The sequence below is a fragment of the Nocardia exalbida NBRC 100660 genome, from assembly GCF_000308575.1.
GTDB classification, from domain to species: Bacteria; Actinomycetota; Actinomycetes; order Mycobacteriales; family Mycobacteriaceae; genus Nocardia; species Nocardia exalbida.
In genome coordinates this window covers 71156-92355 of record NZ_BAFZ01000077.1, presented here as the reverse complement: position 1 = coordinate 92355, position 21200 = coordinate 71156, and the positions used below count along the sequence as shown (strand labels likewise).

23 protein-coding genes are annotated in these 21200 nt (G+C 69.6%); 21 read left to right on the top strand and 2 right to left on the bottom strand.

Going from position 1 to position 21200, the window contains the following annotated elements:
• The first annotated feature begins 332 nt into the window (after positions 1 to 332).
• Positions 333 to 1478: an acyl-CoA dehydrogenase family protein gene (locus ON29_RS18695; protein ID WP_040867921.1), complete on the top strand. Its 1146-nt coding sequence runs from the start codon at positions 333 to 335 to the stop codon at positions 1476 to 1478.
• A gap of 124 nt (positions 1479 to 1602) precedes the next feature.
• Complete coding sequence (locus ON29_RS18690) at positions 1603 to 2505, top strand: alpha/beta hydrolase fold domain-containing protein (protein WP_040867919.1); 903 nt, start codon at positions 1603 to 1605, stop codon at positions 2503 to 2505.
• 41 nt (positions 2506 to 2546) lie between these two features.
• On the opposite strand, the gene ON29_RS18685 is transcribed toward ON29_RS18690, so the two are convergent.
• Both ON29_RS18685 and ON29_RS18680 read right to left on the bottom strand, forming a co-directional pair.
• Positions 2547 to 4025, bottom strand: coding sequence for a sensor histidine kinase (locus ON29_RS18685; protein ID WP_040867917.1), 1479 nt, complete (start codon positions 4023 to 4025; stop codon positions 2547 to 2549).
• Entirely contained in the window at positions 4018 to 4695 is a 678-nt protein-coding gene (locus tag ON29_RS18680; RefSeq protein WP_040867915.1) for a response regulator, read from the bottom strand. The genes ON29_RS18685 and ON29_RS18680 overlap by 8 nt, the downstream gene beginning before the upstream one ends.
• Positions 4696 to 4809: 114 nt before the next feature.
• Here ON29_RS18680 and ON29_RS33920 point away from each other — a divergent pair, with 114 nt between their 5' ends.
• The 19 genes from ON29_RS33920 to ON29_RS18590 all read left to right on the top strand — a co-directional run bounded on the left by ON29_RS33920 (position 4810) and on the right by ON29_RS18590 (position 21108).
• Positions 4810 to 5208, top strand: coding sequence for a PepSY domain-containing protein (locus ON29_RS33920; protein WP_051175352.1), 399 nt, complete (start codon positions 4810 to 4812; stop codon positions 5206 to 5208).
• Between the two features lie 211 nt (positions 5209 to 5419).
• Positions 5420 to 5794, top strand: coding sequence for a hydrogenase maturation nickel metallochaperone HypA/HybF (locus tag ON29_RS18670; RefSeq protein ID WP_040867913.1), 375 nt, complete (start codon positions 5420 to 5422; stop codon positions 5792 to 5794).
• Positions 5752 to 6594, top strand: coding sequence for a hydrogenase nickel incorporation protein HypB (gene hypB, locus ON29_RS18665; RefSeq protein WP_051175351.1), 843 nt, complete (start codon positions 5752 to 5754; stop codon positions 6592 to 6594). Before ON29_RS18670 ends, hypB begins: the two co-directional genes overlap by 43 nt.
• Before the next feature lie 93 nt (positions 6595 to 6687).
• On the top strand, positions 6688 to 7743 hold the full coding sequence (locus ON29_RS18660; RefSeq protein ID WP_040867910.1) for an NADH-quinone oxidoreductase subunit B family protein: 1056 nt from the start codon (positions 6688 to 6690) through the stop codon (positions 7741 to 7743).
• 11 nt (positions 7744 to 7754) lie between these two features.
• Positions 7755 to 9551: a nickel-dependent hydrogenase large subunit gene (locus ON29_RS18655; RefSeq protein WP_040867908.1), complete on the top strand. Its 1797-nt coding sequence runs from the start codon at positions 7755 to 7757 to the stop codon at positions 9549 to 9551.
• A 32-nt stretch (positions 9552 to 9583) separates the two neighbouring features.
• On the top strand, positions 9584 to 10498 hold the full coding sequence (locus tag ON29_RS18650) for a NifU family protein (protein ID WP_051175361.1): 915 nt from the start codon (positions 9584 to 9586) through the stop codon (positions 10496 to 10498).
• On the top strand, positions 10495 to 11130 hold the full coding sequence (locus ON29_RS18645; protein ID WP_040867907.1) for a DUF5947 family protein: 636 nt from the start codon (positions 10495 to 10497) through the stop codon (positions 11128 to 11130). Before ON29_RS18650 ends, ON29_RS18645 begins: the two co-directional genes overlap by 4 nt.
• Positions 11127 to 11774 carry a DUF6084 family protein gene (locus ON29_RS18640; RefSeq protein WP_040867904.1) on the top strand — a complete coding sequence of 216 codons (648 nt, stop codon included), beginning with the start codon at positions 11127 to 11129 and terminating at the stop codon, positions 11772 to 11774. Before ON29_RS18645 ends, ON29_RS18640 begins: the two co-directional genes overlap by 4 nt.
• Positions 11771 to 13099 (top strand): hypothetical protein, encoded by a 1329-nt coding sequence (locus ON29_RS18635; RefSeq protein WP_040867902.1) that lies wholly within the window; start codon positions 11771 to 11773, stop codon positions 13097 to 13099. The genes ON29_RS18640 and ON29_RS18635 overlap by 4 nt, the downstream gene beginning before the upstream one ends.
• A 13-nt stretch (positions 13100 to 13112) precedes the next feature.
• Positions 13113 to 13232, top strand: a complete 120-nt coding sequence (locus ON29_RS37780) for a DUF6893 family small protein (protein WP_085994907.1) — start codon at positions 13113 to 13115, stop codon at positions 13230 to 13232.
• 22 nt (positions 13233 to 13254) lie between these two features.
• A complete protein-coding gene (locus tag ON29_RS34300; protein WP_063825347.1) occupies positions 13255 to 13572 on the top strand; it encodes a hypothetical protein in 318 nt (105 codons plus the stop codon).
• 13 nt (positions 13573 to 13585) lie between these two features.
• Positions 13586 to 14092 (top strand): hydrogenase maturation protease, encoded by a 507-nt coding sequence (locus tag ON29_RS18625; RefSeq protein ID WP_051175350.1) that lies wholly within the window; start codon positions 13586 to 13588, stop codon positions 14090 to 14092.
• Positions 14093 to 14094: 2 nt separating this feature from the next.
• A complete protein-coding gene (locus ON29_RS18620) occupies positions 14095 to 14337 on the top strand; it encodes a HypC/HybG/HupF family hydrogenase formation chaperone (protein WP_040867901.1) in 243 nt (80 codons plus the stop codon).
• Positions 14334 to 16691 (top strand): carbamoyltransferase HypF, encoded by a 2358-nt coding sequence (locus tag ON29_RS18615; RefSeq protein ID WP_040867899.1) that lies wholly within the window; start codon positions 14334 to 14336, stop codon positions 16689 to 16691. Before ON29_RS18620 ends, ON29_RS18615 begins: the two co-directional genes overlap by 4 nt.
• A gap of 16 nt (positions 16692 to 16707) precedes the next feature.
• Positions 16708 to 17034 carry a HypC/HybG/HupF family hydrogenase formation chaperone gene (locus ON29_RS18610; protein ID WP_040867896.1) on the top strand — a complete coding sequence of 109 codons (327 nt, stop codon included), beginning with the start codon at positions 16708 to 16710 and terminating at the stop codon, positions 17032 to 17034.
• Positions 17031 to 18143 carry a hydrogenase formation protein HypD gene (hypD, locus tag ON29_RS18605; protein ID WP_040867895.1) on the top strand — a complete coding sequence of 371 codons (1113 nt, stop codon included), beginning with the start codon at positions 17031 to 17033 and terminating at the stop codon, positions 18141 to 18143. Before ON29_RS18610 ends, hypD begins: the two co-directional genes overlap by 4 nt.
• Positions 18136 to 19212: a hydrogenase expression/formation protein HypE gene (gene hypE, locus ON29_RS18600; RefSeq protein WP_040867894.1), complete on the top strand. Its 1077-nt coding sequence runs from the start codon at positions 18136 to 18138 to the stop codon at positions 19210 to 19212. The genes hypD and hypE overlap by 8 nt, the downstream gene beginning before the upstream one ends.
• A gap of 85 nt (positions 19213 to 19297) precedes the next feature.
• A complete protein-coding gene (nicT, locus tag ON29_RS18595) occupies positions 19298 to 20368 on the top strand; it encodes a Nickel transporter NicT (RefSeq protein WP_217999215.1) in 1071 nt (356 codons plus the stop codon).
• Entirely contained in the window at positions 20365 to 21108 is a 744-nt protein-coding gene (locus tag ON29_RS18590; protein WP_040867893.1) for a DUF6390 family protein, read from the top strand. Before nicT ends, ON29_RS18590 begins: the two co-directional genes overlap by 4 nt.
• The last annotated feature ends 92 nt before the right edge of the window (positions 21109 to 21200 follow it).

Here is a 21200-nt window from a genome sequence, read left to right as displayed (position 1 = left end):
CCGCCGACCGGCGCGGGTTCTGGCACTACCAGCGGAAAGGGCCGGTAGCGGACAGGCTCGAGCTGCCCGGTAGTGGCCACCGGACCGGCGATCGGCCGACCTCGCCGAAGAATCGGGGTGGAATCCAGCGATGCCCGGCGTTGTCGTCCCTGTCCGTTCCCAAGTCTCCGATCGTTTGCGGGGAATCTCGCCTGCTGATCCGGACCCGTGCCGCCGCTCCTGGTGAGACCATGGTTCTGGCCCCAGAAGTGAACACGGATTCTCCTTCCGGGTACGGTATGGGCAACGACTGGTCGGTGTGGACCGGCCGGTGTGGTCACTAGGAGGTTGGCGTGGAACGCACACTTTTCGAACCCGAACACGAACTGTTCCGGGAGTCGTTCCGCAAGTTTCTCGATCAGCACGTCGCGCCGAATCACGCGAAGTGGGAGGAGCAGGGCATCGTCGACCGGGAGGTCTGGCTCGAGGCGGGCAAGCAGGGCTTCCTCGGCATGGCCATGCCGGAGCAGTACGGCGGCGGCGGGGTGAAGGATTTCCGCTACAACGCCATCGTCTCGGAGGAGTCGGTGCGCGGCCAGTACTCCGGTCTCGGCTTCTCGCTGCACAACGATGTGATCGCGCCTTACCTGCTCGAGCTGGCCAACGAGGAGCAGAAGCAGCGCTGGTTGCCCGGATTCTGCGCGGGCGAGATCATCACCGCGATCGCGATGACCGAACCGGGCACCGGTTCGGATCTGCAGGGCATCAAGACCCGCGCGGTGCGCGACGGGGACGACTGGATCCTCAACGGCGCCAAGACCTTCATCACCAACGGCATCAACTCCGACATCGTCATCGTGGTGGCGCAGACCGACCCGGAGAAGGGCGCGATGGGCTTCAGCCTGTTCGTGGTCGAGCGCGGCATGCCCGGCTTCGAGCGCGGCCGCAACCTGGACAAGCTCGGCCTCAAGGCCCAGGACACCGCCGAGCTGAGCTTCACCGACGTGCGCGTGCCGGGCAAGAACCTGCTCGGCACCGAGGGTATGGGCTTCATCCACCTCATGCAGAACCTGCCGCAGGAGCGGCTGTCGATCGCCGTCATGGCGGCCGCGGCCATGGAGTCCTGCCTGGACATGACCGTCCAGTACGTCCGCGACCGCAAGGCGTTCGGCAAGCCGATCGGCGCGCTGCAGAACACCCGCTTCGTGCTCGCCGAACTGGCCACCAAGACCACCGCCGTGCGCCTGATGGTGGACAAGTTCATCGAACTGCTCAACGAGAACAAGCTGACCGCCGAGGACGCGGCGATGGCCAAGTGGTGGAGCACCGAGGAGCAGCTCGACCTGATCAACCGCTGCCTGCAACTGCACGGCGGATACGGCTACATGAAGGAATACCCGATCGCGAAGGCCTACATGGACGCGCGCATCCAGACCATCTACGGTGGCACCACCGAGATCATGAAGGAGATCATCGGGCGGAGCCTGAAACTCTCCTGACAGCGCGCGGGTTTCCGCTCGGGCCGCCGTCCACCGTCGGCCCGGGCATCGCCTGGGGCACAATCGCCTCCCGAGGTGCCGACGGACTCGACGTCCGTCCATCTCCCGAGGCGGAGGAGATGCGATGCCGAGTCTGGCCAACCAGGTCGTGCGCGGATATTTGAAGGTGACGCGCGCCAATCGGGTCTTCGTCGACGTCGGTGCGGCGCGGGAGCGGGTCCGCGATCTGAGCCTGCGGCCCCGGCGCTACGGTCCGCCGCGCCGGCTGCGCGCGGATGTGGCGATCACGGTGGACCGTCGCGGCGGCTGGCCGGTCTACACGCTGACTCCGCGCGGGCAGCGGCCCCAAGGGAATGTGGTGTACGCGCACGGTGGCGGCTGGGTGCACGAGATCGCACCGCAGCATTGGGCACTGTGCGCGGACGTCGCCGCGGAAACCGGTGCGGCCGTGACTGTCGCGATCTACCCGCTGATTCCGTTCGGGACGGCCGCGCAAGTCGTCCAGGGCTTCGTCGACCTGGTGCTCGCGAACCGCGAAACCTACGAGAACGTTTGCCTGGCAGGGGATTCCGCCGGTGGGCAGATCGCTCTGTCGGCCGCGGTGGTGTTGCGGGACGAGCATCGCGTGCGGCTGCCGGGCACCGTGCTGATCGCACCCGCCCTCGATCTCTCGCTGAGCAATCCGGAGATACCGATCGTGCAGCCCCGCGACCCGTGGCTGGGCGTCGCGGGGACCCGGGTGCTCATCGAGCACTGGCGGGGCGAGCTCGAGCTCGCCGACCCTCGGGTCAGCCCGCTCGCCGCCGACCTGCGCGGGCTCGGTCCGCTGACGATCTTCTGCGGCACCGACGACATCCTGCACCCGGACACGCGCCTGCTGGTGGACGCGGCACGTCGCGCCGGAGTCACCGTGGACTACCACGCCGGGCAGGGGCTGCCGCATGTCTATCCGCTGACGCCGACCCCCGAAGGGCGGGCCGCCCGCAGGATCGTCATCGAACGTTTGGGCAGCGCACTCGGCGGTTGAGCGAATCCGAGGCGATATCGCCGCTGACAGCGGCGCGGTGGTCAGACGCGAAGGGGCAGGGTTACGACGAAGCAGGCGCCGCCGGCCGTGCCGTCGATGACCCGGATGGTGCCCCCGTGGCGTTCGACGACATCGCGGACGATGGCCAGGCCCAGACCCGCGCCGCCTTCGTCGCGGCTGCGCGCGTCGTCCAAGCGGACGAACCGCTGGAAGATGCGCTCGCGATCGGCGGGCGGCACACCCGGGCCGTCGTCGCCGACCCACAACGTCGCTCGCCCGTCGGCGTTGCGCTGCACGGCTACCCGCACGACGCTCGCGGCATGCCGCTGGCCGTTGTCGACGAGGTTGCCCAGGACGCGCGCGAGCTGGGTACGGCTGCCGGTGACCGCGACGGCGTCCTCCGGTGTCGCGATCTCCACGGCCACCCGGTCGCCCGCACGGTGCTCCAGTTCGTCGCGAACCAGGACCGTCAGGTCCACGCGATCCGCACGCGGTTGCTCGCCCGCGTCGAGCCGGGCCAAGAGCAGCAGGTCGGCCGCGAGGTGTTCCAGCCGGATGGTGTCGCCGATCAGGCCGTCGAGTTCCAGCAGGTCGGGGTGCGCCTGGGCGACCTCGAGCTGGGTGCGCAGGCTGGCGATGGGGCTGCGCAATTCGTGGGCGGCGTCGGCGATGAACCGGCGCTGGCGCTCCCCGGATTCCTCCAGCGCGGCGAGCGTGGCGTTGGTGGTGGTCGCCAGCCTGCCGATCTCGTCGCGGGAGCCCGGTTCGGGCACGCGCCGGGACAGATCGCCGTCCATGATCTCGGCGAGCTGCCTGCGGATCGCCTCCACCGGGCGCAGGGCGCGCCTGGTGACCAGCCAGGTCACCAGGGCCACCAGGGCGAGCAGCGGCGGCAGGCCGATCAGCATCGCTTGCCGCGCGTCCGCCACCGCGCTGTCGGCGGTCTCCAGCGAGGAGCCCGCGTAGACGGTGGCGGGCTGCCCGCCGGGGGTGGTCACCGCGAGGGCGGCGACCCGGAACGGGTGCGGGCCGTCCTCGGTGTCCACCGTCAGCCGTATGTCGCCGAATTCCGCGTCGGCCGTCGTGGGGTCCGCGCTCGGGGAGGGGCTTTCGTCGTCGTCCGATTCCCCCTCGTCCTCGTCCTCGTGGTCTGCGTCGTCCTCGTCGTCTCGGTCCTCGGAGGCCTTCGCGAGGGGCCCGAAATCGGCCATCGGAGGTTTCCCCGCGAGTTCGTCGGCGGCCGCGAGGACTCGGCGGTCGATCGAAACGATCTGCACCGGTCGATCTTCGGCGTCCGGAAGCGACAATCGCGCGAGGTCGGTGCCCGAGGCGAGCTGGGTCGCCACGTCGCGCGCGGTGGTCTCCGCCTGCAATTCGGCGCTGTGCACCAGGTTGTGCCGCAGCACCGCCAGCACCGTGAGCCCGGCGGCCGTCAGCGCCACCGCGACGACCGCCGTCGCCGCGACCGTGGTGCGCGTGCGGACCGATCGCCACCACGCACGCCTGCTGCGCTCAGGCACGGTCGGCTGCCAGCCGGTATCCGGCGCCGCGGACGGTGGTGATCGTCCGGCGCCCGAACGGCGCGTCGATCTTACGGCGCAACGTGCTGATGTAGACCTCGACGATGTTCGGATCGCCGTCGTAGGCGAAATCCCAGACGTGGTGCAGGATATCGGCTTTGGACACCACCTCCCCTGCGCGGACGGCCAGGTGCTCGAGCACGGCGAACTCCTTGGCGGTGAGCGTCACGTCCTGCGAGCCGCGGCGACAGGTCCGGGTGCCCGGATCCACGATCAGGTCGCCGACGCGCAGCACCCGTGCGCCGCCGCGGGTTCGGCGGCGCAACAGGGCGCGAATGCGAGCCAGCAGCACGAGGTAGGAGAACGGCTTGCTGAGGTAGTCGTCGGCTCCGGTGTCCAGCCCCTCGGCCTCGTCGTATTCGCCGTCTTTCGCGGTCAGCATGAGCACCGGTGTCTCGTGGCCCCCGGCGCGCAGCGCGGCGCAGACCCGGTAACCGTTCATGCCGGGCAGCATGATGTCGAGGATGATCAGGTCGTAGTCGGTGGTGGTCGCCAGGTGCAGTCCCTCGGCGCCGTCGTGCACCACATCCACGGCAAATCCCTCGGCCGACAAGCCTTTTGCCAGTGTGAGAGCCAGACGTTTCTCGTCCTCCACGATCAGCAGACGCATCCACCAAGAGTGGCAGACCGATCCTGAAACCGTCTTCAGGTGGCTTCAGCTCGCCTTCAGTTCCGTGCGTCACCGTAGTCGCATTCGAATCAGCACTCCCGCAGGAGGTTTCGCATGACAACCGTTTTCCGCCGTGCCTACGCCGGTCTTCGCTGGCTCCTCGTCGGCACGGCCGTCGCGGCCGTCGTCGTCGGTCTCAGCGCGGCCCTGGCCGCTGTCGCCACCGGCGGGCCGGACGATCACACCGTCGCCTTCCGCTCGTCCGCGGGGGACTGGTCGCTGGTGGCCGACACCGGGATCAGCAGGCAGCAGGCGATCGAGGCGGCGGTGCGGGCCGTGCCCGGCGGGCGGGTCCGGTCCACCGAACTCGACTCCGATCGCGGCACCCCGGTCTGGGAGGTGGAGCTCACCACGCCCGCGGGCGTGCGGTACGACGTGACGATCGATGCGAACAGTGGCGCGGTCCACAGCGCGGTCGACCACGACTGGGCTTCCGCGGCGGCGCAGGTGTGACGGGGCGGTCCTCGGGTAAGCACGAGGTGTTTGCTGCCGGGCGGCAGGGATCCGGAGGGGGATCCCGGCCGTGGCTTCACCGAGAGCAGCTAGCGGCAGGCGTCGTGCGTAACGCCATGGAGATGCGTTCGCCGAGCATCATGGATTTGGTCCGCACCGCGTTTGCCCGGGAGTAGCCTCAAGGTTGTCCGCTCGAGGAATCGAGGTCGCGATGCACGAGATGGCCATCACGCAGAGCGTTATCGACGCCGTCTGCGAGCACGCGGCGGGCCGGCGGGTGCACTCCGTCACCGTCGAGGTCGGCGCGCTGTGCGCCGTCGTGCCCGAGGCGATGCGGTTCTGTTTCGAAGTCGCGGCCGAGGCGACGGTAGCCGAGGACGCGCAGCTGGTCCTGGTGGAGATCCCCGGCGTAGGGGCGTGCCGGACCTGCGGAGCCGAGTTCCGGCTGCCGGACCCGATCCTGCTGTGTCCCTGCGGCAGCGCCGATGTCGAGATCCGCTCCGGGCGCGAGCTGCGTATCCGATCCATGGAGGTGAGTGAGGCATGTGCGCAACCTGCGGTTGCGGCGACGACTCCGCCGCGCTGATTCGCGTCCCGCACGACCACCAGCACTCCGAGGCGCACGACCACGCCCATGAGCACCCCCATCCCCATGAGCACACGCACGGCCCGGACGCCGACCACGTCCACGTGCCCGCCACCGAGACCGTCAGCCTGGAGCTGAAGGTGCTGGCCAAGAACGACGAACTGGCACAGCGCAACCGGGCCTGGCTGGCCGAGCGCGACATCGTCGCGCTCAACATGACCAGCTCGCCGGGCGCGGGCAAGACCAGTCTGCTGGAACGCACCATCCGCGAGTCCGGCCGGACTCCGATCGCGGTGATCGAGGGCGACCAGGCGACATTGCTCGACGCCGAACGGATCCAGGCCACGGGGTGCCGGGTCGTGCAGGTCAACACCGGCGCGGGATGTCACCTGGACGCCGAGATGATGTATCGCGCGCTGGAGAAGCTCGACCCGGCGCCCGGCACACTGCTGTTCGTCGAGAACGTCGGCAATCTGGTCTGCCCGGCGCTGTTCGACCTGGGGGAGCGGGAGAAGGTGGTCGTCATCTCGGTGACCGAGGGAACCGACAAACCGCTGAAGTATCCGCACATGTTCCAGGCGGCAGGACTGGTGCTGGTGAACAAGACCGATCTGCTGCCGTATGTCGATTTCGATCTGGACCGATGCCGGGAGTACATCCATTCGATACATCCCGGCGTCGAGGTCCTTCCGCTGTCCGTCAGCAGCGGTGCAGGCCTGTCTACCTGGTATGACCGGCTGGCCGAGCGGTGTCGCGCGGCCGGTTCGGCGGCTCTTGAGGAAGCCGCCGGGCGCGCTTAAGGTGAAGTGATCAGGATCACATCGACGGGTGACCCCTTCTTCGAGAAAGGCGAGATTCGGCCCCCGGTGGTCCGCTGCGGAAGGTGGCGAGACATGCCCACTCAGGAAGCAGTACGAGCCGAAGAAACGCTGATCCACGTTCTCTGGATCAACGCCGGACTCAGTTGTGACGGTGACTCGGTCGCCTTGACGGCGGCCACGCAGCCGAGCATCGAGGAAATCGCTCTCGGCGCCCTGCCCGGTCTGCCCAAGATCGCCGTGCACTGGCCGCTCATCGACTTCGAGTGCGGCCCGAACGGCGGCGCCGATGATTTCCTGGAGTGGTTCTTCAAGGCCGATCGCGGGGAACTCGAGCCGTTCGTTCTGGTGGTCGAGGGCTCGATCCCGAACGAGCAACTCAAGGAAGAGGGCTACTGGTGCGGGTTCGGCAACAATCCCGCCACCGGACAGCCCATGACGACCAGCGAATGGCTGGATCGTCTCGCGCCGAAGGCCACGGCCATCGTGGCGGCGGGCACCTGCGCGACCTACGGCGGCATCCACGCGATGGCGGGCAACCCGACCGGCGCGATGGGCGTGCCGGACTACCTCGGCTGGGACTGGAAGAGCAAGGCGGGTATTCCGATCGTGTGCGTGCCGGGCTGCCCGATCCAGCCGGACAACATGTCGGAGACGCTCACCTATCTGCTCTACATGGCGACCGGACAGGCGCCGATGATCCCACTCGACGAGGCGTTGCGGCCCAAGTGGCTGTTCGGGGCGACCGTGCACGAGGGCTGCGACCGGGCGGGCTACTACGAGCAGGGTGAGTTCGCCACCGAGTACGGCTCGCCGAAATGCATTGTGAAGCTCGGCTGCTGGGGGCCCGTGGTCAAGTGCAACGTCCCCAAGCGCGGCTGGATCAACGGCCTGGGTGGCTGCCCGAACGTCGGCGGTATCTGCATCGGCTGCACCATGCCGGGCTTCCCGGACAAGTTCATGCCGTTCATGGACGAACCACCCGGCGGGAAGTTCTCGTCCAGCGCATCGGGGCTCTACGGATCGGTGATCCGCAGCCTCCGTCACATCACCGGACGCACCGTCGACAAGGAGCCGCACTGGCGGCACCGGGGCCGGAAGCTGGAGACCGGCGCGACCCGCACTTGGTAGGAGGATCTCTGATGACACAGATCATCCCGGAGCCGTCGCACCGGACGATCGAGCCGGACCGTCTCGTCGAGATGGCGTGGGACCCGATCACCCGCATCGTCGGCAGCCTCGGCATCTACACCAAAATCGACTTCGAGAACCGGGAAGTGGTCGAGTGCCACAGCACCTCGTCCATCTTCCGCGGCTATTCGATCTTCATGAAGGGCAAGGACCCGCGCGACGCGCACTTCATCACCAGCCGCATCTGCGGCATCTGCGGTGACAATCACGCCACCTGTTCGTGCTACTGCCAGAACATGGCCTACGGCGTGCGCCCGCCGCACCTCGGCGAGTGGGTCGTGAACCTGGGCGAAGCCGCCGAATACATGTTCGACCACAACATCTTCCAGGAGAACCTGGTCGGCGTGGACTACTGCGAGAAGATGGTCTCCGAGACCAACCCGGGCGTGCTGGCCAGGGCGGAGAACACCGAGGCGCCGCACGCGGGTGACCACGGGTATCGCACGATCGCCGACATCATGCGGGCGCTCAACCCGTTCACCGGTGAGTTCTACCGGGAGGCGCTACAGGTCAGCCGGATCACCAGGGAGATGTTCTGCCTGATGGAAGGCAGGCACGTCCACCCGTCCACGCTGTATCCCGGCGGACCCGGCACGGTCGCGACGATCCAGTTGATGACCGATTACCTGTCCCGGCTGATGCGCTATGTGGAGTTCATGAAGAAGGTCGTGCCGATGCACGACGACCTGTTCGACTTCTTCTACGAGGCGCTGCCGGGCTACGAGAAAGTCGGTCTGCGGCGCACGCTGCTGGGTTGCTGGGGCTCGTTCCAGGACCCGGAGTTCTGCAATTTCGAGTACAAGGACATGGTCGACTGGGGCCGCAAGATGTTCGTCACCCCCGGCGTCGTGGTCGACGGCAAACTGCTGACCACTTCCCTGGTCGACATCAACTTGGGCCTGCGGATCCTGCTGGGCAGTTCGTACTACGAGGACTGGACCGATCAGGAGATGTTCGTGAAGACCGATCCGCTGGGCAACCCGGTGGACCGGCGCCATCCCTGGAACCAGCACACCAACCCCCGGCCGCAGAAGCGAGACCTGGACGAGAAGTACAGCTGGGTGATGTCGCCACGCTGGTTCGACGGCACCGACCACCTCTCGCTGGACACCGGAGGCGGCCCGCTGGCCCGGCTGTGGGCTACGGCGCTGGCCAACCTGGTCGACATCGGGTACGTGAAGTCGACCGGGAACAGCGTGCAGATCAACCTGCCCAAGACCGCGCTCAAAGGCCCGGTCACGCTGGAGTGGAAGATCCCGGTGCACGGCAGCAACACCCTCGAGCGCAACCGCGCGCGCACCTATTTCCAGGCGTACGCGGCGGCCTGCGCGCTGCACTTCGCGGAGAAGGCGATGGCGGAGATTCGGGCCGGCCACACCAAGACCTGGGAGAAGTTCGAGGTCCCCGAGGAAGGCATCGGCTGCGGTTTCACCGAGGCGGTGCGCGGCGTGCTGTCGCATCACATGGTGATCCGGGACGGCAAGATCGCCAACTACCACCCGTATCCGCCGACGCCGTGGAATGCCAGCCCGCGCGACAGCTATGGCACGCCCGGACCCTACGAGGACGCGGTGCAGGGCCAGCCGATCTTCGAGGAGAACGACCGCGAGCACTTCAAGGGCATCGACGTCATGCGCACGGTACGCAGTTTCGATCCGTGCCTGCCGTGCGGCGTGCACATGTACCTCGGCAACGGAAAGTCGCTGGAGAAACTGCACTCACCGACGCAGACGCTCACCCCCGAGTGAGTCCGCGTCGGGCGAAACGACCGGAGGTGACGGTGGAGGATCGCCCGGACGACCAGGACGACACGACATTCGGTGAGGCCCGGTGGCGGGAAGCCGGCGATCGCATCGAGACCTTGCTCGAGGCGAGTTCGGCGAGCGGCGCGCTCGCCCGCGAGCGCGCCGAGCAACTGGTGCGCGAACTGGTCGGACTCTACGGCGCGGGGCTGACCCGCGTGGTCGCGCTGCTCGACGCGGACGCGGTCGAGCGGTTGGCCCGCGACGATCTGGTCGCCAGCCTGCTGCTGGTGCACGAGTTGCATCCGCACGATGTGTCCACCCGGGTGCGCACCGCGCTGGACAGCGTGCGCCCCTACCTCGGTTCGCACGGCGGCGACGTCCACCTGGTCGACATCGTCGACGGGGTGGTCCGCTTGGAACTGGCGGGTAGCTGCAAGAGCTGTCCGTCCTCGTCGGTGACGCTCGAACTGGCCGTCGAGGACGCGGTGCGGGCGGCAGCGCCGGAAATCGAGTCCATCGAAGTCGTGGCCGCGCAGACGGAGTCGGCGGGGGTGATCTCCGCCGACTCGCTGTTCTCCCGCGTGCGCGCGGACGGCGCACGCTCCGGCAACTGGGTCGCGGTCCCCGAACTGGCCGAGTTGAGCGCGGGCGAGGTGGGCGGCTTCGACGTCGCCGGGCTGACCGTGCTGGCCTGCCGGGTGGGCGAGGAGCTGTACGCCTACCGGGACCACTGTCCCGGGTGCGACGGCTCCCTCGCGGGCGCGGTGCTGGAACGGCGCGTGGGATTCCCGGCCGGTGACGCGGTGCTGCGGTGCCCCACCTGCCGGGCGCACTACGACGTGGTGCACGCGGGCGCCCGGGTCGACGGCGACGGGCACCTCGAGCCGCTTCCCGTGCTCGTGCGATCCGGCGAACTGTCGGTGGCGGTGCCGGTGGGGGTGCACGGGTGAGCACACCGTTTCGCGCCCTCCAGCGAATCGCCGCCGACCGCGGGCCCGCTCCCCGGCCCGGCGAACGGTGCGAGATGTGCGCGGAGCCGATCGCCGAGCAGCACGGGCACGTCGTGAACGTCGAAGGCAGACAGCTGATGTGCGTGTGCCGCGGCTGCTATCTGCTGTTCGTCGACCAGGACGCGGCACTGCGCTATCGAGCGGTGCCGGATCGGTATCTCGCGTTCCCCGATTTCACGATCAGCCGGGCGGAGTGGGACGCGCTGGAGATCCCGGTGAGCCTGGCGTTCTTCTTCCGCAATTCCGCGCTGGAGCGGACGGTGGCGTTCTATCCCGGGCCCGCGGGCGCGACGGAATCGGAATTGCCGCTGGAGCAATGGAACGCGATCCTGCACCGGCATCCCGAGCTGGATGTGCTCGCTCCGGACGTGGAAGCGCTGCTCATCCGGGTGCCCGACCGCCGCGCCGAACAGGCGGCCTGCCTGCTGCTGCCGATCGACGCCTGCTACGAGTTCGTCGGCCGGATGCGGCTGCTGTGGCACGGCTTCGACGGCGGTCAGGACGTGCACCGGTATCTGGAACAGTTCTTCGCCGAGACGTCGGCACGCGCTCGAGCCGGGGGTGCGGCATGAGCCCGGTGTACTCGACGACGTTCGCCGTGCTCGAGATGAAACCCGAGCCGTACGCCGTCGCGCCGATCCTGTCCGCGCGCGTCGGCATCGCCGCGCTAGCGGAGGAACCCGTGCACGCCATCGCCCTGCGCGCGCAGGTGCGCATCGAGCCGTTCCGCCGCGGCTACTCCGACGAGGAGGCCGCGGGCCTGGTCGATCTGTTCGGTCCGCGCGAACGGTGGCACGAAACCCAGCGTTCGTTTCTCTGGATGCACTGCGCCACCATGATCCCGAGCTTCACCGGCGGCGCCGAAGTGGATCTGCCGATGCCGTGCACCTACGACTTCGAGGTGACCGGGTCGAAGTATCTGCACGCGTTGCGCGACGGTGTGGTTCCGCTGCTCTTCCTGTTCAGCGGAACCGTATTCATCCGGGGCAGCACCGGATTCGCCATTCAGCAGATCCCGTGGGACCGCGAGGACAAGTTCGAAATGCCCGTGGCGGTGTGGCAGAACCTGATGGCCGCGTACTTCCCGAATTCCGGGTGGGTGCGGCTACACAACGACACCCTCCGTGCGCTGGCCGCCTACAAGTCCGGCCACGGCCTGCCCGGTTTCGACGACGCGGTGACCCGCCTGCTGACCAGCACCGAGGAGACGCCGTGACGACCGCCGACGCCCGCGCCCGCGCTCGTGCCGTTGCCGACGCGGTGCTCTACGAGGGCTACTTGCTCTACCCCTACCGGGCCGACGCGCGCAAGAACCAGTCGCGATGGCAGTTCGGCGTGCTGGGACCGCGCGGAGCCGCCGCCGCAGGGCTCGGTGAGGAGCAGGCACTGTCGGCGCAGTGCCTGGTCGCCCCCGGCGAGCATCCGGAGATCACCCTGACCGTCCGGTTCCTCCAGCTCCAGCGCCGCCAAGTGATGGACGCCGGCGGCGCGTCCGTCGCCGAGTGGTCCGACGGCGAGCGGTCGTGGCTGTCCTGGGACGAGGCGGTCGAGCAGGAGATCGTCATCGGTCCGGTCCCGCCGGGCCGCCTCGTCCGGCCGCTGGACATCCCGGGCGGCCGGGACACCGAGGAGATCGCCACGGCCGCAGCCCCCGGGCGAGGCACGCTCGTGCGGACCCGGCTGCCGCTGGCGGGTGAGCTGGAACTCGCGGCCGACCGGGACGACGGCTTCGCGCGGCTGACCGTCATCCTGCGCAATGTGGGCGAACCCGCCACCGACCAACGCGACGCCATCGCCCGCTCGCTGATCGGCGCGCACGTCATCGCGGAGATCACCGGCGGCGAGTTCGTCTCGCTGCTGGAACCGCCGCCGGACGCGGTGGCCGCGGCCGCCCGCTGCGATCGGTACCGCTGCTTCCCGGTGCTCGCGGGGCCGCCCGGCGACTACAGCATGCTGCTGATCTCGCCGATCATCCTCTACGACCACCCGGAGATCGCGGAGCAGAGCGAAGGCGCGCTGTTCGACTCCACCGAGATCGACGAGATCCTCACGCTGCGGATCCTCACGATGACCGACGCGGAGAAGGCGCGGGCGCGGGCCACCGATCCGCGCGCGGCGGAGATCATCGACCGCTGCGAAGCCATGTCACCCGACGCGATGCGGCAGCTGCACGGGGTGCTGCGCGACCCCCACGCCGAGGGTCCTGGACTGATCCCGGAGATCCCCGAAGGTCTCGATTGGTGGGACCCGTCGGCCGACCAGGCCGTACGCCCCGACCTCGACGCGGTGCCGGTCGCGGGCGTGCTCGTGCGCAAGGGCAGCAGGGTCCTGTTGCATCCGTCGCGGCGGGCCGACGCCCAGGACCTGTTCTTCGACGGCCGGTGCGCCCGGGTCGTCTCGGTCCACGAGGACGTGGACGGACAGGCGCACGTCGGGGTCGTGCTGGACGACGACCCGGCGGCCGAGTTGCACGAATGGTACGGCCGCTACCTGTATTTCGCCCCCGACGAAGTGGAGCCGCTCGACGGCACCGAGAAGTGAAAGGAAGTCCGCTATGGAAACCGTGGGAGTGGTGTCGACAACCGTCGTCGCCGTGCTGGTGGCGGCGGGAGTGTATCTCGGCGTGCGCTCGATCCCGGATCTGCGGCGATACCTCAAGATCCGGCACATGTAGCGGCCGACCGGAAAGGAGCATCATGGCTGAGCATCGCGAAGAGCCGCAATCGGCACGGGGCGCGCCGGGTTCGCGCGACACCGGCGCCGACGTCGCGGCCGGAGGGCCGGCGGATCGGGAGCCGGGGCACATCGATCACGAGGAGATGACCTCCGCGCACTCCGACGACGTCAAGAAGGGCACCGAGTTCACCTCGCAAGCCCCGCCCGGCACCGAATCGGCGGCGCCTCCCTACGACGAGCGCAAGAAGACCGCCAACGCCCCCTCCGAGACGGCGACCGGAAAGGTCGACGACGCGCGGGTGGGCGGCGCGACAACGCCGACCGAGGAAGAGGGGTGAATCCACGGGCGCGGTGCTGATCGCCGGGATCGGCAACATCTTCCTCGGCGACGACGGATTCGGACCCGAGGTGGTGCGGCGGCTGCCGCGCCACCCCGACCCGGGCGTGCGCGCGGTGGACTACGGCATCCGGGGCATGCACCTCGCCTACGACCTGCTCGACCCCTGGGCCGCGCTGGTGCTGATCGACGCGCTGCCCGATCGCGGCGCACCCGGCCGGATCGAGGTGTTCGCCGCCGCACCGGAGGACACCGGCGCCGCGCATCTCGACGCGCACGCGATGAGCCCGGAGGCGGTCTTCGCCGGAGTGCGCGCCCTGGGCGGTGCGCTCCCACCCACCGTGGTGATCGGCTGCCAGGTCGCCTGCGTGGCGGAGGGCATCGGCCTGTCCGAGCCGGTCGCCGCGGCGGTGGACGAGGCGGTGGCGGCCGTGGGCGGTGTGCTCGCCGAGTTGCTGTCCGCCGGTGCACCCGATGATTCCGAGCCGCTACGGCGGGCCACGGCGCGACAGGAGGACTGACGATGTGTCTGGGCATCCCGGGACGCGTGCTGGCGATCCCCGACGGCTACCACGGCCAGATCGCTCTGGTCGAGGTGTCCGGCGAGCAGCGGAAGGTGAACATCGGGCTGCTCGACGAGGATCCCGCCCGGCCGGGTGACTGGGTGATCATCCACATGGGCTTCGCGGTGGAGAAGACCGACGAGGCCGGGGCCACGGCGGCGCTGGACGGGTTGCGCCTGCTGCAACGCGGAGACCTGCCATGACCACCCGGCGGCTACGGCGTCGTCTGCTGGTGCGCGGCGTGGTCCAAGGTGTCGGGTTCCGCCCCTTCGTCTACACCACCGCCGCCGAGCTGTCCCTGTCCGGCAGCGTCGGCAACGACAGCAGCGGCGTCGTCATCGAAATCGAGGGCGCGCCGCCGGATCTGGACCGGTTCGCCGAGCGGCTGCGGCTGCGCCCGCCGCCGCTGGCGTTGATCGAGTCGGTCGAGCAGGCCGACATCCCGATGCGCGGCGGCACCGGGTTCCACATCGCGGGTACCACCCGCGACGGCGGTGGCCGCACGCTGGCCTCTCCCGACGTCGCGATCTGCGCGGACTGCGAACGCGAGTTGCGCGATCCCGGGGACCGCCGCTTTCGCCATCCGTTCGTCAACTGCACCAATTGCGGTCCGCGTTTCACCATCATCGCGAGTCTGCCCTACGACCGCGAGCGGACCTCGATGGCCGACTTCGCCATGTGCGACCGGTGCGCGCGGGAATACGCCGATCCCGCCGACCGCCGCTTCCACGCGCAGCCGATCGCCTGCCCCGACTGCGGTCCCACGCTCGCGTACACCGGACCGGGAGCCGGTGCGCCGCTGACGGCCGCGCGGCAGCTGCTGCGCGCGGGCGGCATCCTGGCGGTCAAAGGCATCGGCGGATACCACCTGGCCTGCGACGCCACCGACGAAACGGCCGTGGCGCAGCTGCGTGGACGCAAACGCCGCGGAGACAAGCCGTTCGCCGTGATGGTGCCGGATCTCGCGACGGCAAGAGCCATCGTCGCCGTCGACGCCGCCGCCGCGACGCTGCTGACCAGCCCGGCTCGCCCGATAGTGCTGCTCGCTCGCCGAGGGGAATCCTCCTCGTCCGCAGCCGATTCGGCCCGCTCCGCTGGGCCGGGTGAAGACACCGCGTCGGTGGGCGCGGCGCGGGCGTGCCACCCCATCCCGGCTCCCTCGGTGGCGCCCGGCAACCCGGATCTGGGCGTCATGCTCGCTTACACCCCGCTGCATCTGTTGCTGTTCGGTCTGCCCGGCGACCCGCCCGGCCCGCAGGTGCTGGTGATGACCTCCGGCAACCTCGGCGGCGAGCCGATCTGCTACCAGGACGAGGACGCCCGCACCCGGCTGGCCGGGCTGGCCGACGGCTGGCTGACGCACAACCGGCGCATCCTGGTGCCCTGTGACGACTCGGTGGTGCGTTCGCTCGACGGCCGCGAACTGCCCGTCCGGCGCTCGCGCGGGTACGCGCCGCTACCGCTGCTGCTGCCGGTCCCGCTGCCGCCGACGCTCGCCGTCGGCGCCGACCTCAAGAACACCTGCGCGGTGGCCGACGGCCGATACGCCTGGCTGAGCCAGCACATCGGCGACATGGACGATCTGGCGACGCTGCGCTCCTTCGACGCGGCCCAGCGCCACCTCGCGGAACTCACCGGGGTGCGGCCCGCTCAACTGGTCGCCGACGCGCATCCCGGCTACCGCTCCACCGCATGGGCGCGCAGGCACGCGGGTGAGCGAGCCGTGTACACCGTCCAGCACCACCACGCGCACATCGCCGCCGTCATGGGCGAGCACGGACTCGGCGCGAGCGACCAGGTGGTCGGCATCGCCTTCGACGGCACCGGATACGGACCGGACGCGGCGGTGTGGGGCGGTGAGGTGCTGCTCGCGGGTTACAAGGGCTACCGCCGCCTGGCCCATCTGAAATACGTGCCGCTGGCCGGCGGCGATCTCGCGGTGCGCAGGCCCTACCGCATGGCGCTGGCGCATCTGTGGTCGGCCGGGATCGAGTGGACCGAGGACATTCCTGCGGTCGCGGCATGTCCGCCCGCCGAGCGTTCGGTGCTGGCCCACCAGTTCCGGACCGGTTGGGGCTGCGCTCCCACGTCGAGCATGGGCCGGCTGTTCGACGCGGTGTCCTCGCTGTGCGGTGTGCGGCACGTCGTCGACTACGAAGCGCAGGCGGCCATCGAGCTGGAGGGGTTGTCCCGGGCGGGCGCCGAAGGTGCTACCGCATACCGGTTCCCACTGGTCGATGATGATCCCGCCCTGATCGATCCGGCACCGGTGCTCGCGGATGTGGTCGCCGACGTGCGCGCGGGCGCACCCGCGCAGGTGGTGGGCGCCCGGTTCCACGCCGCCGTCGCCCGGCTGGTGCTCGAGCTCGCGGCTCGCTACGCCGCCCCGGCGACGGTCGTCGCCCTGTCCGGCGGCGTTTTCCAGAACGCCCTGCTGCTCGCGCGATCGTGTGCGCTGCTGCGCGACAACGGCTTCACCGTGATCACTCACCACCGACTGCCGCCCAACGACGGCGGCCTCGCGTTCGGGCAACTCCTCGCGTGCAGCGAGGGATGAGCGAAGGAGAGCAACGATGTGTCTTGCGGTACCAGGCAAAGTGCTCAGCCTGCACGAGCGGGACGGCACGCTGATGTCGGTCGTCGACTTCGGCGGCGTGCACAAGGATGTGTGCCTGCAATACATCCCGGACGCGGCGGTCGGTGACTACGTCGTGGTCCACGTCGGTTTCGCGATCCAGCGACTGGACGAGGAGTCCGCGTTGCGGACCCTGGCCGAGTTCGAGCACCTCGGCGTACTGAACGAGGAATTCGGCGACGGTTTCGCCATCGCCGCGAAGCAGGCGGGCATGGACAATCCAGCCGCCGAGCAATCACGCGAGGAACCGGAGGCCCGGTCATGAAATACCTGGACGAATTCAGCAATCCCGAGCTGGCCCAGCGCCTGCTCGATCGGATCCGCGCCGAGACCAGCCGCCGCTGGGCGATCATGGAAGTCTGCGGCGGGCAAACTCATTCGATCATCCGCCACGGCATCGACCAACTGCTGCCCGACCAGATCGAGATGATCCACGGTCCCGGCTGCCCGGTCTGCGTCACCCCGCTCGAGGTGATCGACAAGGCGCTGGAGATCGCCGCGCAGCCGGGCGTGATCTTCTGCTCGTTCGGCGACATGCTGCGCGTGCCCGGCAGCGCCAAGGACCTGTTCCGGGTCAAGAGCGAAGGCGGTGACGTCCGGGTGGTGTACTCGCCGCTGGACGCGCTGAACCTGGCCAAGGAGAATCCCGACCGGGAAGTCGTGTTCTTCGGCATCGGCTTCGAGACCACCGCTCCGGCCAACGCGATGACGGTGTACCAGGCCGAGCGCTTGGGCATCCGGAACTTCTCGCTGCTGGTGTCGCACGTGCTGGTCCCACCTGCCATCGCCGCGATCATGGAGTCGCCGACCTGCCGGGTGCAGGGGTTCCTCGCCGCCGGGCACGTCTGCACCGTGATGGGCACCGACGAGTATCCGCCGCTGGCCGAGCAGTACAAGGTGCCGATGGTGGTCACCGGGTTCGAGCCGCTGGACATCCTGGAGGGCATCCGCCGCACCGTGCTGCAACTGGAGTCGGGCAGGCACGAACTGGAGAACGCCTACCCGCGCGCGGTGTCCGCGGCGGGCAATCCCGCGGCGAAGGCCATGCTGCAGGACGTCTTCGAGGTCACCGACCGAGCCTGGCGGGGCATCGGCGTGATCCCGCGCAGCGGCTGGCGGCTGTCGGATCGCTATCGCGAGTTCGACGCCGAACACCGCTTCGCCGTGGGCGACCTGCACACCGCCGAATCGACCATCTGCCGTTCCGGTGAGGTGCTGCAAGGGTTGATCAAACCCAACGAGTGCGCCGCCTTCGGCAAGCAGTGCACGCCGCGTAACCCGCTGGGCGCCACCATGGTGTCCTCCGAAGGCGCGTGCGCCGCCTACTACCTGTACCGGCGGCTCGATCTGCCCGCGGAGGTGGCCCATGCGTGAGGACGGCGCCGCGCCCGTGGCGATCGACGTGGAGGGCTGGGTCTGCCCGATGCCGCTGCGGGACGCGCCGAACATCGTGATGGGCCACGGCGGCGGCGGAGCGATGTCCGGCGAACTGATCGAGCATCTGTTCCTGCCCGCGTTCGGCCCGGCCGCGCACGCCGACCTCGGCGACTCCGCGGTGGTCACGCTCGACGGCGCGCGGCTGGCCTTCTCCACCGACTCGTTCGTGGTGAAGCCGATCGTGTTCCCCGGCGGCACGATCGGTGAGCTCGCGGTCAACGGCACCGTGAACGATCTGGCCATGTCCGGTGCGCGCCCGATGGTGCTGTCCACCGCGTTCATCCTGGAGGAGGGCACCGCGCTGGCCGACATCGCGCGCATCGCGCAGGCGGTCGGCACCGCCGCGCTGGCGGCGGAAGTCCAGCTGGTCACCGGCGACACCAAGGTCGTGGACGCCGGACACGGAGACGGGATCTACCTCAACACCGCGGGAATCGGCGTGGTGGCCCCCGAGGTCGACATCCGGCCGCAGCGCGCAAGGCCGGGCGACGTCGTGCTGGTCAGCGGTGACATCGGCGTGCACGGTGTCGCGGTGCTCAGCTGTCGCGAAGGACTGGAATTCGGCACCACCGTGCTCAGCGACACCGCGCCGCTGCACGGCTTGGTCGCGGCCATGCTGGCCACCGGCGCCGACGTGCACGTGCTGCGCGACCCCACCCGCGGCGGCGTCGCGGCCTCGCTCAACGAGATCGCCCGCGCCGCGGGGGTCGGGGTATCCCTGGACGAGCGGCAGCTGCCGGTGCCCGACGGCGTGCGCGATGCGTGCGGGCTGCTCGGCCTGGACCCGATGTACGTGGCCAACGAGGGCAAGCTGCTGGCGTTCGTCGCGCCCGAGGACGCCGATCGCGTGCTCGCGGCGATGCGGGAGCACCCGCTGGGTGCGCAGGCCGTGGCGATCGGCCGGTGCGTCGCCGAACATCCCGGCATGGTGGTGGCCCGCACCGCGCTCGGCGGGACCCGGGTGGTCGACCTGCCCGCGGGCGAGCAATTGCCGCGGATCTGCTGACGGCGGACGCAACGGTCCGGAGCCAGAAGGCGAGGTGTGGATCATCGTTCGGATCGCCGATAGCCCCTCGGCGGCGCCCCGTCCACTGGACGGACGGCAGCGGCGCGGCGTCGCGGGGATGGCGGCGGTCGTCGTCACCCTGCACGTCCTCGGGTGGTCGGCACTGCTGCTGGTCGTGGTCCCCGGCGGGTACGTCGTGGACGGTGCGGTGTTCGGCGTCGGTCTCGGCGTCACCGCGTACACGCTCGGGATGCGGCACGCCTTCGACGCCGACCACATCGCCGCCATCGACAACACCACCCGCAAGCTGGTCGCCGACGGGCGCAAGCCGCTGTCGGTGGGGTTCTGGTTCTCCCTCGGCCACTCCACCATCGTCTTCGTCCTCGTCGCGCTACTGGCGTTCGGCGTCAAGGCGCTGGCGGGAAACCTGCGGGACGAGGAGTCCGGGCTGCACCGCTGGACCGGGGTCTTCGGCACCGGCGTCTCGGGAACCTTCCTGCTCGCCATCGGGCTGTTGAACCTGGTCTCCTTGATCGGGATCTGGCGGGTGTTCCGCGGCATGCGTCGCGGGACCTACGACGAGGCCGCGTTGCGGCAGCAGCTGGACGCCCGCGGCGCCTTGCAGCGGGTGATCGGCCCGCTGACCCGCGCGGTGCGCGCGCCGTGGCAGATGTACCCGGTCGGACTGCTGTTCGGCCTCGGCTTCGACACCGTCACCGAGGTGAGCCTCCTGGTGATCGCGGGCGGCGCGGCGGCGACCGCCCTGCCGTGGTACGCGATCCTGGTGCTGCCGGTGTTGTTCTCGGCGGGAATGACGCTGTTCGACGCCCTGGACGGCGCGTTCATGAACTACGCCTACGGGTGGGCGTTCGCGGGGCCGCTGCGCAGCGTCTACTACAACATCGTCGTCACGGGCCTGTCGGTCGTGGTGGCCCTGCTGATCGGCGCGCAGGAGATGATCTCGGTGCTGGCCGACGAATTCGGCATCGCCGACGGTCCGGTGGCCTGGGTCGGCGGGCTGGATCTCGGCGCCATGGGCTTGCTGATCGCCGGACTGTTCGTGCTCACCTGGGCGGTGGCGGTGGCGGTGTGGCGATTCGGCAGGCTCGAACAGCGCTGGTCCGTCGAGCGCGCCGGTGGAAGGCCCTGCCGATGACGGGCGGCGGCGCGGAGATGTTCGCCCGGTACGCCTACGCGCCCAACCGGCTCGGCTACTGCGGGCCGCCCGACGCGGCCGCGTTGCGGGACGGCTCGGAAGAACAGGTGCGCGCGGTGGCGCGCCGGTTCACCGGCGCGTGGCCCTACCTGCGGGTGATGGCCCGGATGACCGGCATCGCCGATCCGCTGGACCGCAGGCTCGTCGAATCCTATTGGCTGGGCGGTGGAGTCGGCGCGAGCCTGGACCCCCGTGAGTTCACCGCGGAACTGCTGCGTCTGCTCGGCCCGGTCGCGGGCGGGTACTGGACGCACCTGACCCCGCGGTTGGCCGAGGAGGCCGCGGCCAACCATTGTTTCCACGTCTTCGGTGTGTACCCGTGGTCGCGGTTGCTCCGGCACGGCAACGCACATCCCCTGCACGTCCTCGACAGCTGCCGGATCACCTGGGGAACGGTCCTCGACCGCAGCGGCGGCGAGGTCTCGCTGCGCTGCCGCAGGCTCCGTTGGGACGGAGAACGCCTCACGCTGTCGGCGGAAACGTCCGAGTCCGTGCCGATCCGGGTGGACGGGTACGCGGCGCTGCCGGATGTGGCGGCGGGGGAGCGGGTCGCGGTGCATTGGGGGCGGCTGTGCGGGCGACTGGACGACGCCGGGGTGCGGGCTCTGGAGGCGGGCACGGTGCGTCAGCTGGAGGTCACCAATCGGCGGCTGGCCGCGCGGCGGAGCCCGGCGAGCTGACGAACTCCGTCCCGCGCCGCCGATCACGAACGCCGAATTCGTGGCGGCGGGCTTCATCGGTCCGACAAGCTCGCCGTCGTCGTCCGACGCCT

Coding starts and splice junctions, on each gene's coding strand:
- ON29_RS18690 (WP_040867919.1), top strand. CDS start 1,603: ATGCCGAGTCTGGCCAACCAGGTCGTGCGCGGATATTTGAAGGTGACG.
- ON29_RS18680 (WP_040867915.1), bottom strand. CDS start 4,695: ATGCGTCTGCTGATCGTGGAGGACGAGAAACGTCTGGCTCTCACACTG.
- ON29_RS33920 (WP_051175352.1), top strand. CDS start 4,810: ATGACAACCGTTTTCCGCCGTGCCTACGCCGGTCTTCGCTGGCTCCTC.
- ON29_RS18670 (WP_040867913.1), top strand. CDS start 5,420: ATGCACGAGATGGCCATCACGCAGAGCGTTATCGACGCCGTCTGCGAG.
- hypB (WP_051175351.1), top strand. CDS start 5,752: ATGTGCGCAACCTGCGGTTGCGGCGACGACTCCGCCGCGCTGATTCGC.
- ON29_RS18660 (WP_040867910.1), top strand. CDS start 6,688: ATGCCCACTCAGGAAGCAGTACGAGCCGAAGAAACGCTGATCCACGTT.
- ON29_RS18655 (WP_040867908.1), top strand. CDS start 7,755: ATGACACAGATCATCCCGGAGCCGTCGCACCGGACGATCGAGCCGGAC.
- ON29_RS18640 (WP_040867904.1), top strand. CDS start 11,127: ATGAGCCCGGTGTACTCGACGACGTTCGCCGTGCTCGAGATGAAACCC.
- ON29_RS37780 (WP_085994907.1), top strand. CDS start 13,113: ATGGAAACCGTGGGAGTGGTGTCGACAACCGTCGTCGCCGTGCTGGTG.
- ON29_RS34300 (WP_063825347.1), top strand. CDS start 13,255: ATGGCTGAGCATCGCGAAGAGCCGCAATCGGCACGGGGCGCGCCGGGT.
- ON29_RS18620 (WP_040867901.1), top strand. CDS start 14,095: ATGTGTCTGGGCATCCCGGGACGCGTGCTGGCGATCCCCGACGGCTAC.
- ON29_RS18615 (WP_040867899.1), top strand. CDS start 14,334: ATGACCACCCGGCGGCTACGGCGTCGTCTGCTGGTGCGCGGCGTGGTC.
- ON29_RS18610 (WP_040867896.1), top strand. CDS start 16,708: ATGTGTCTTGCGGTACCAGGCAAAGTGCTCAGCCTGCACGAGCGGGAC.
- hypD (WP_040867895.1), top strand. CDS start 17,031: ATGAAATACCTGGACGAATTCAGCAATCCCGAGCTGGCCCAGCGCCTG.
- hypE (WP_040867894.1), top strand. CDS start 18,136: ATGCGTGAGGACGGCGCCGCGCCCGTGGCGATCGACGTGGAGGGCTGG.
- ON29_RS18590 (WP_040867893.1), top strand. CDS start 20,365: ATGACGGGCGGCGGCGCGGAGATGTTCGCCCGGTACGCCTACGCGCCC.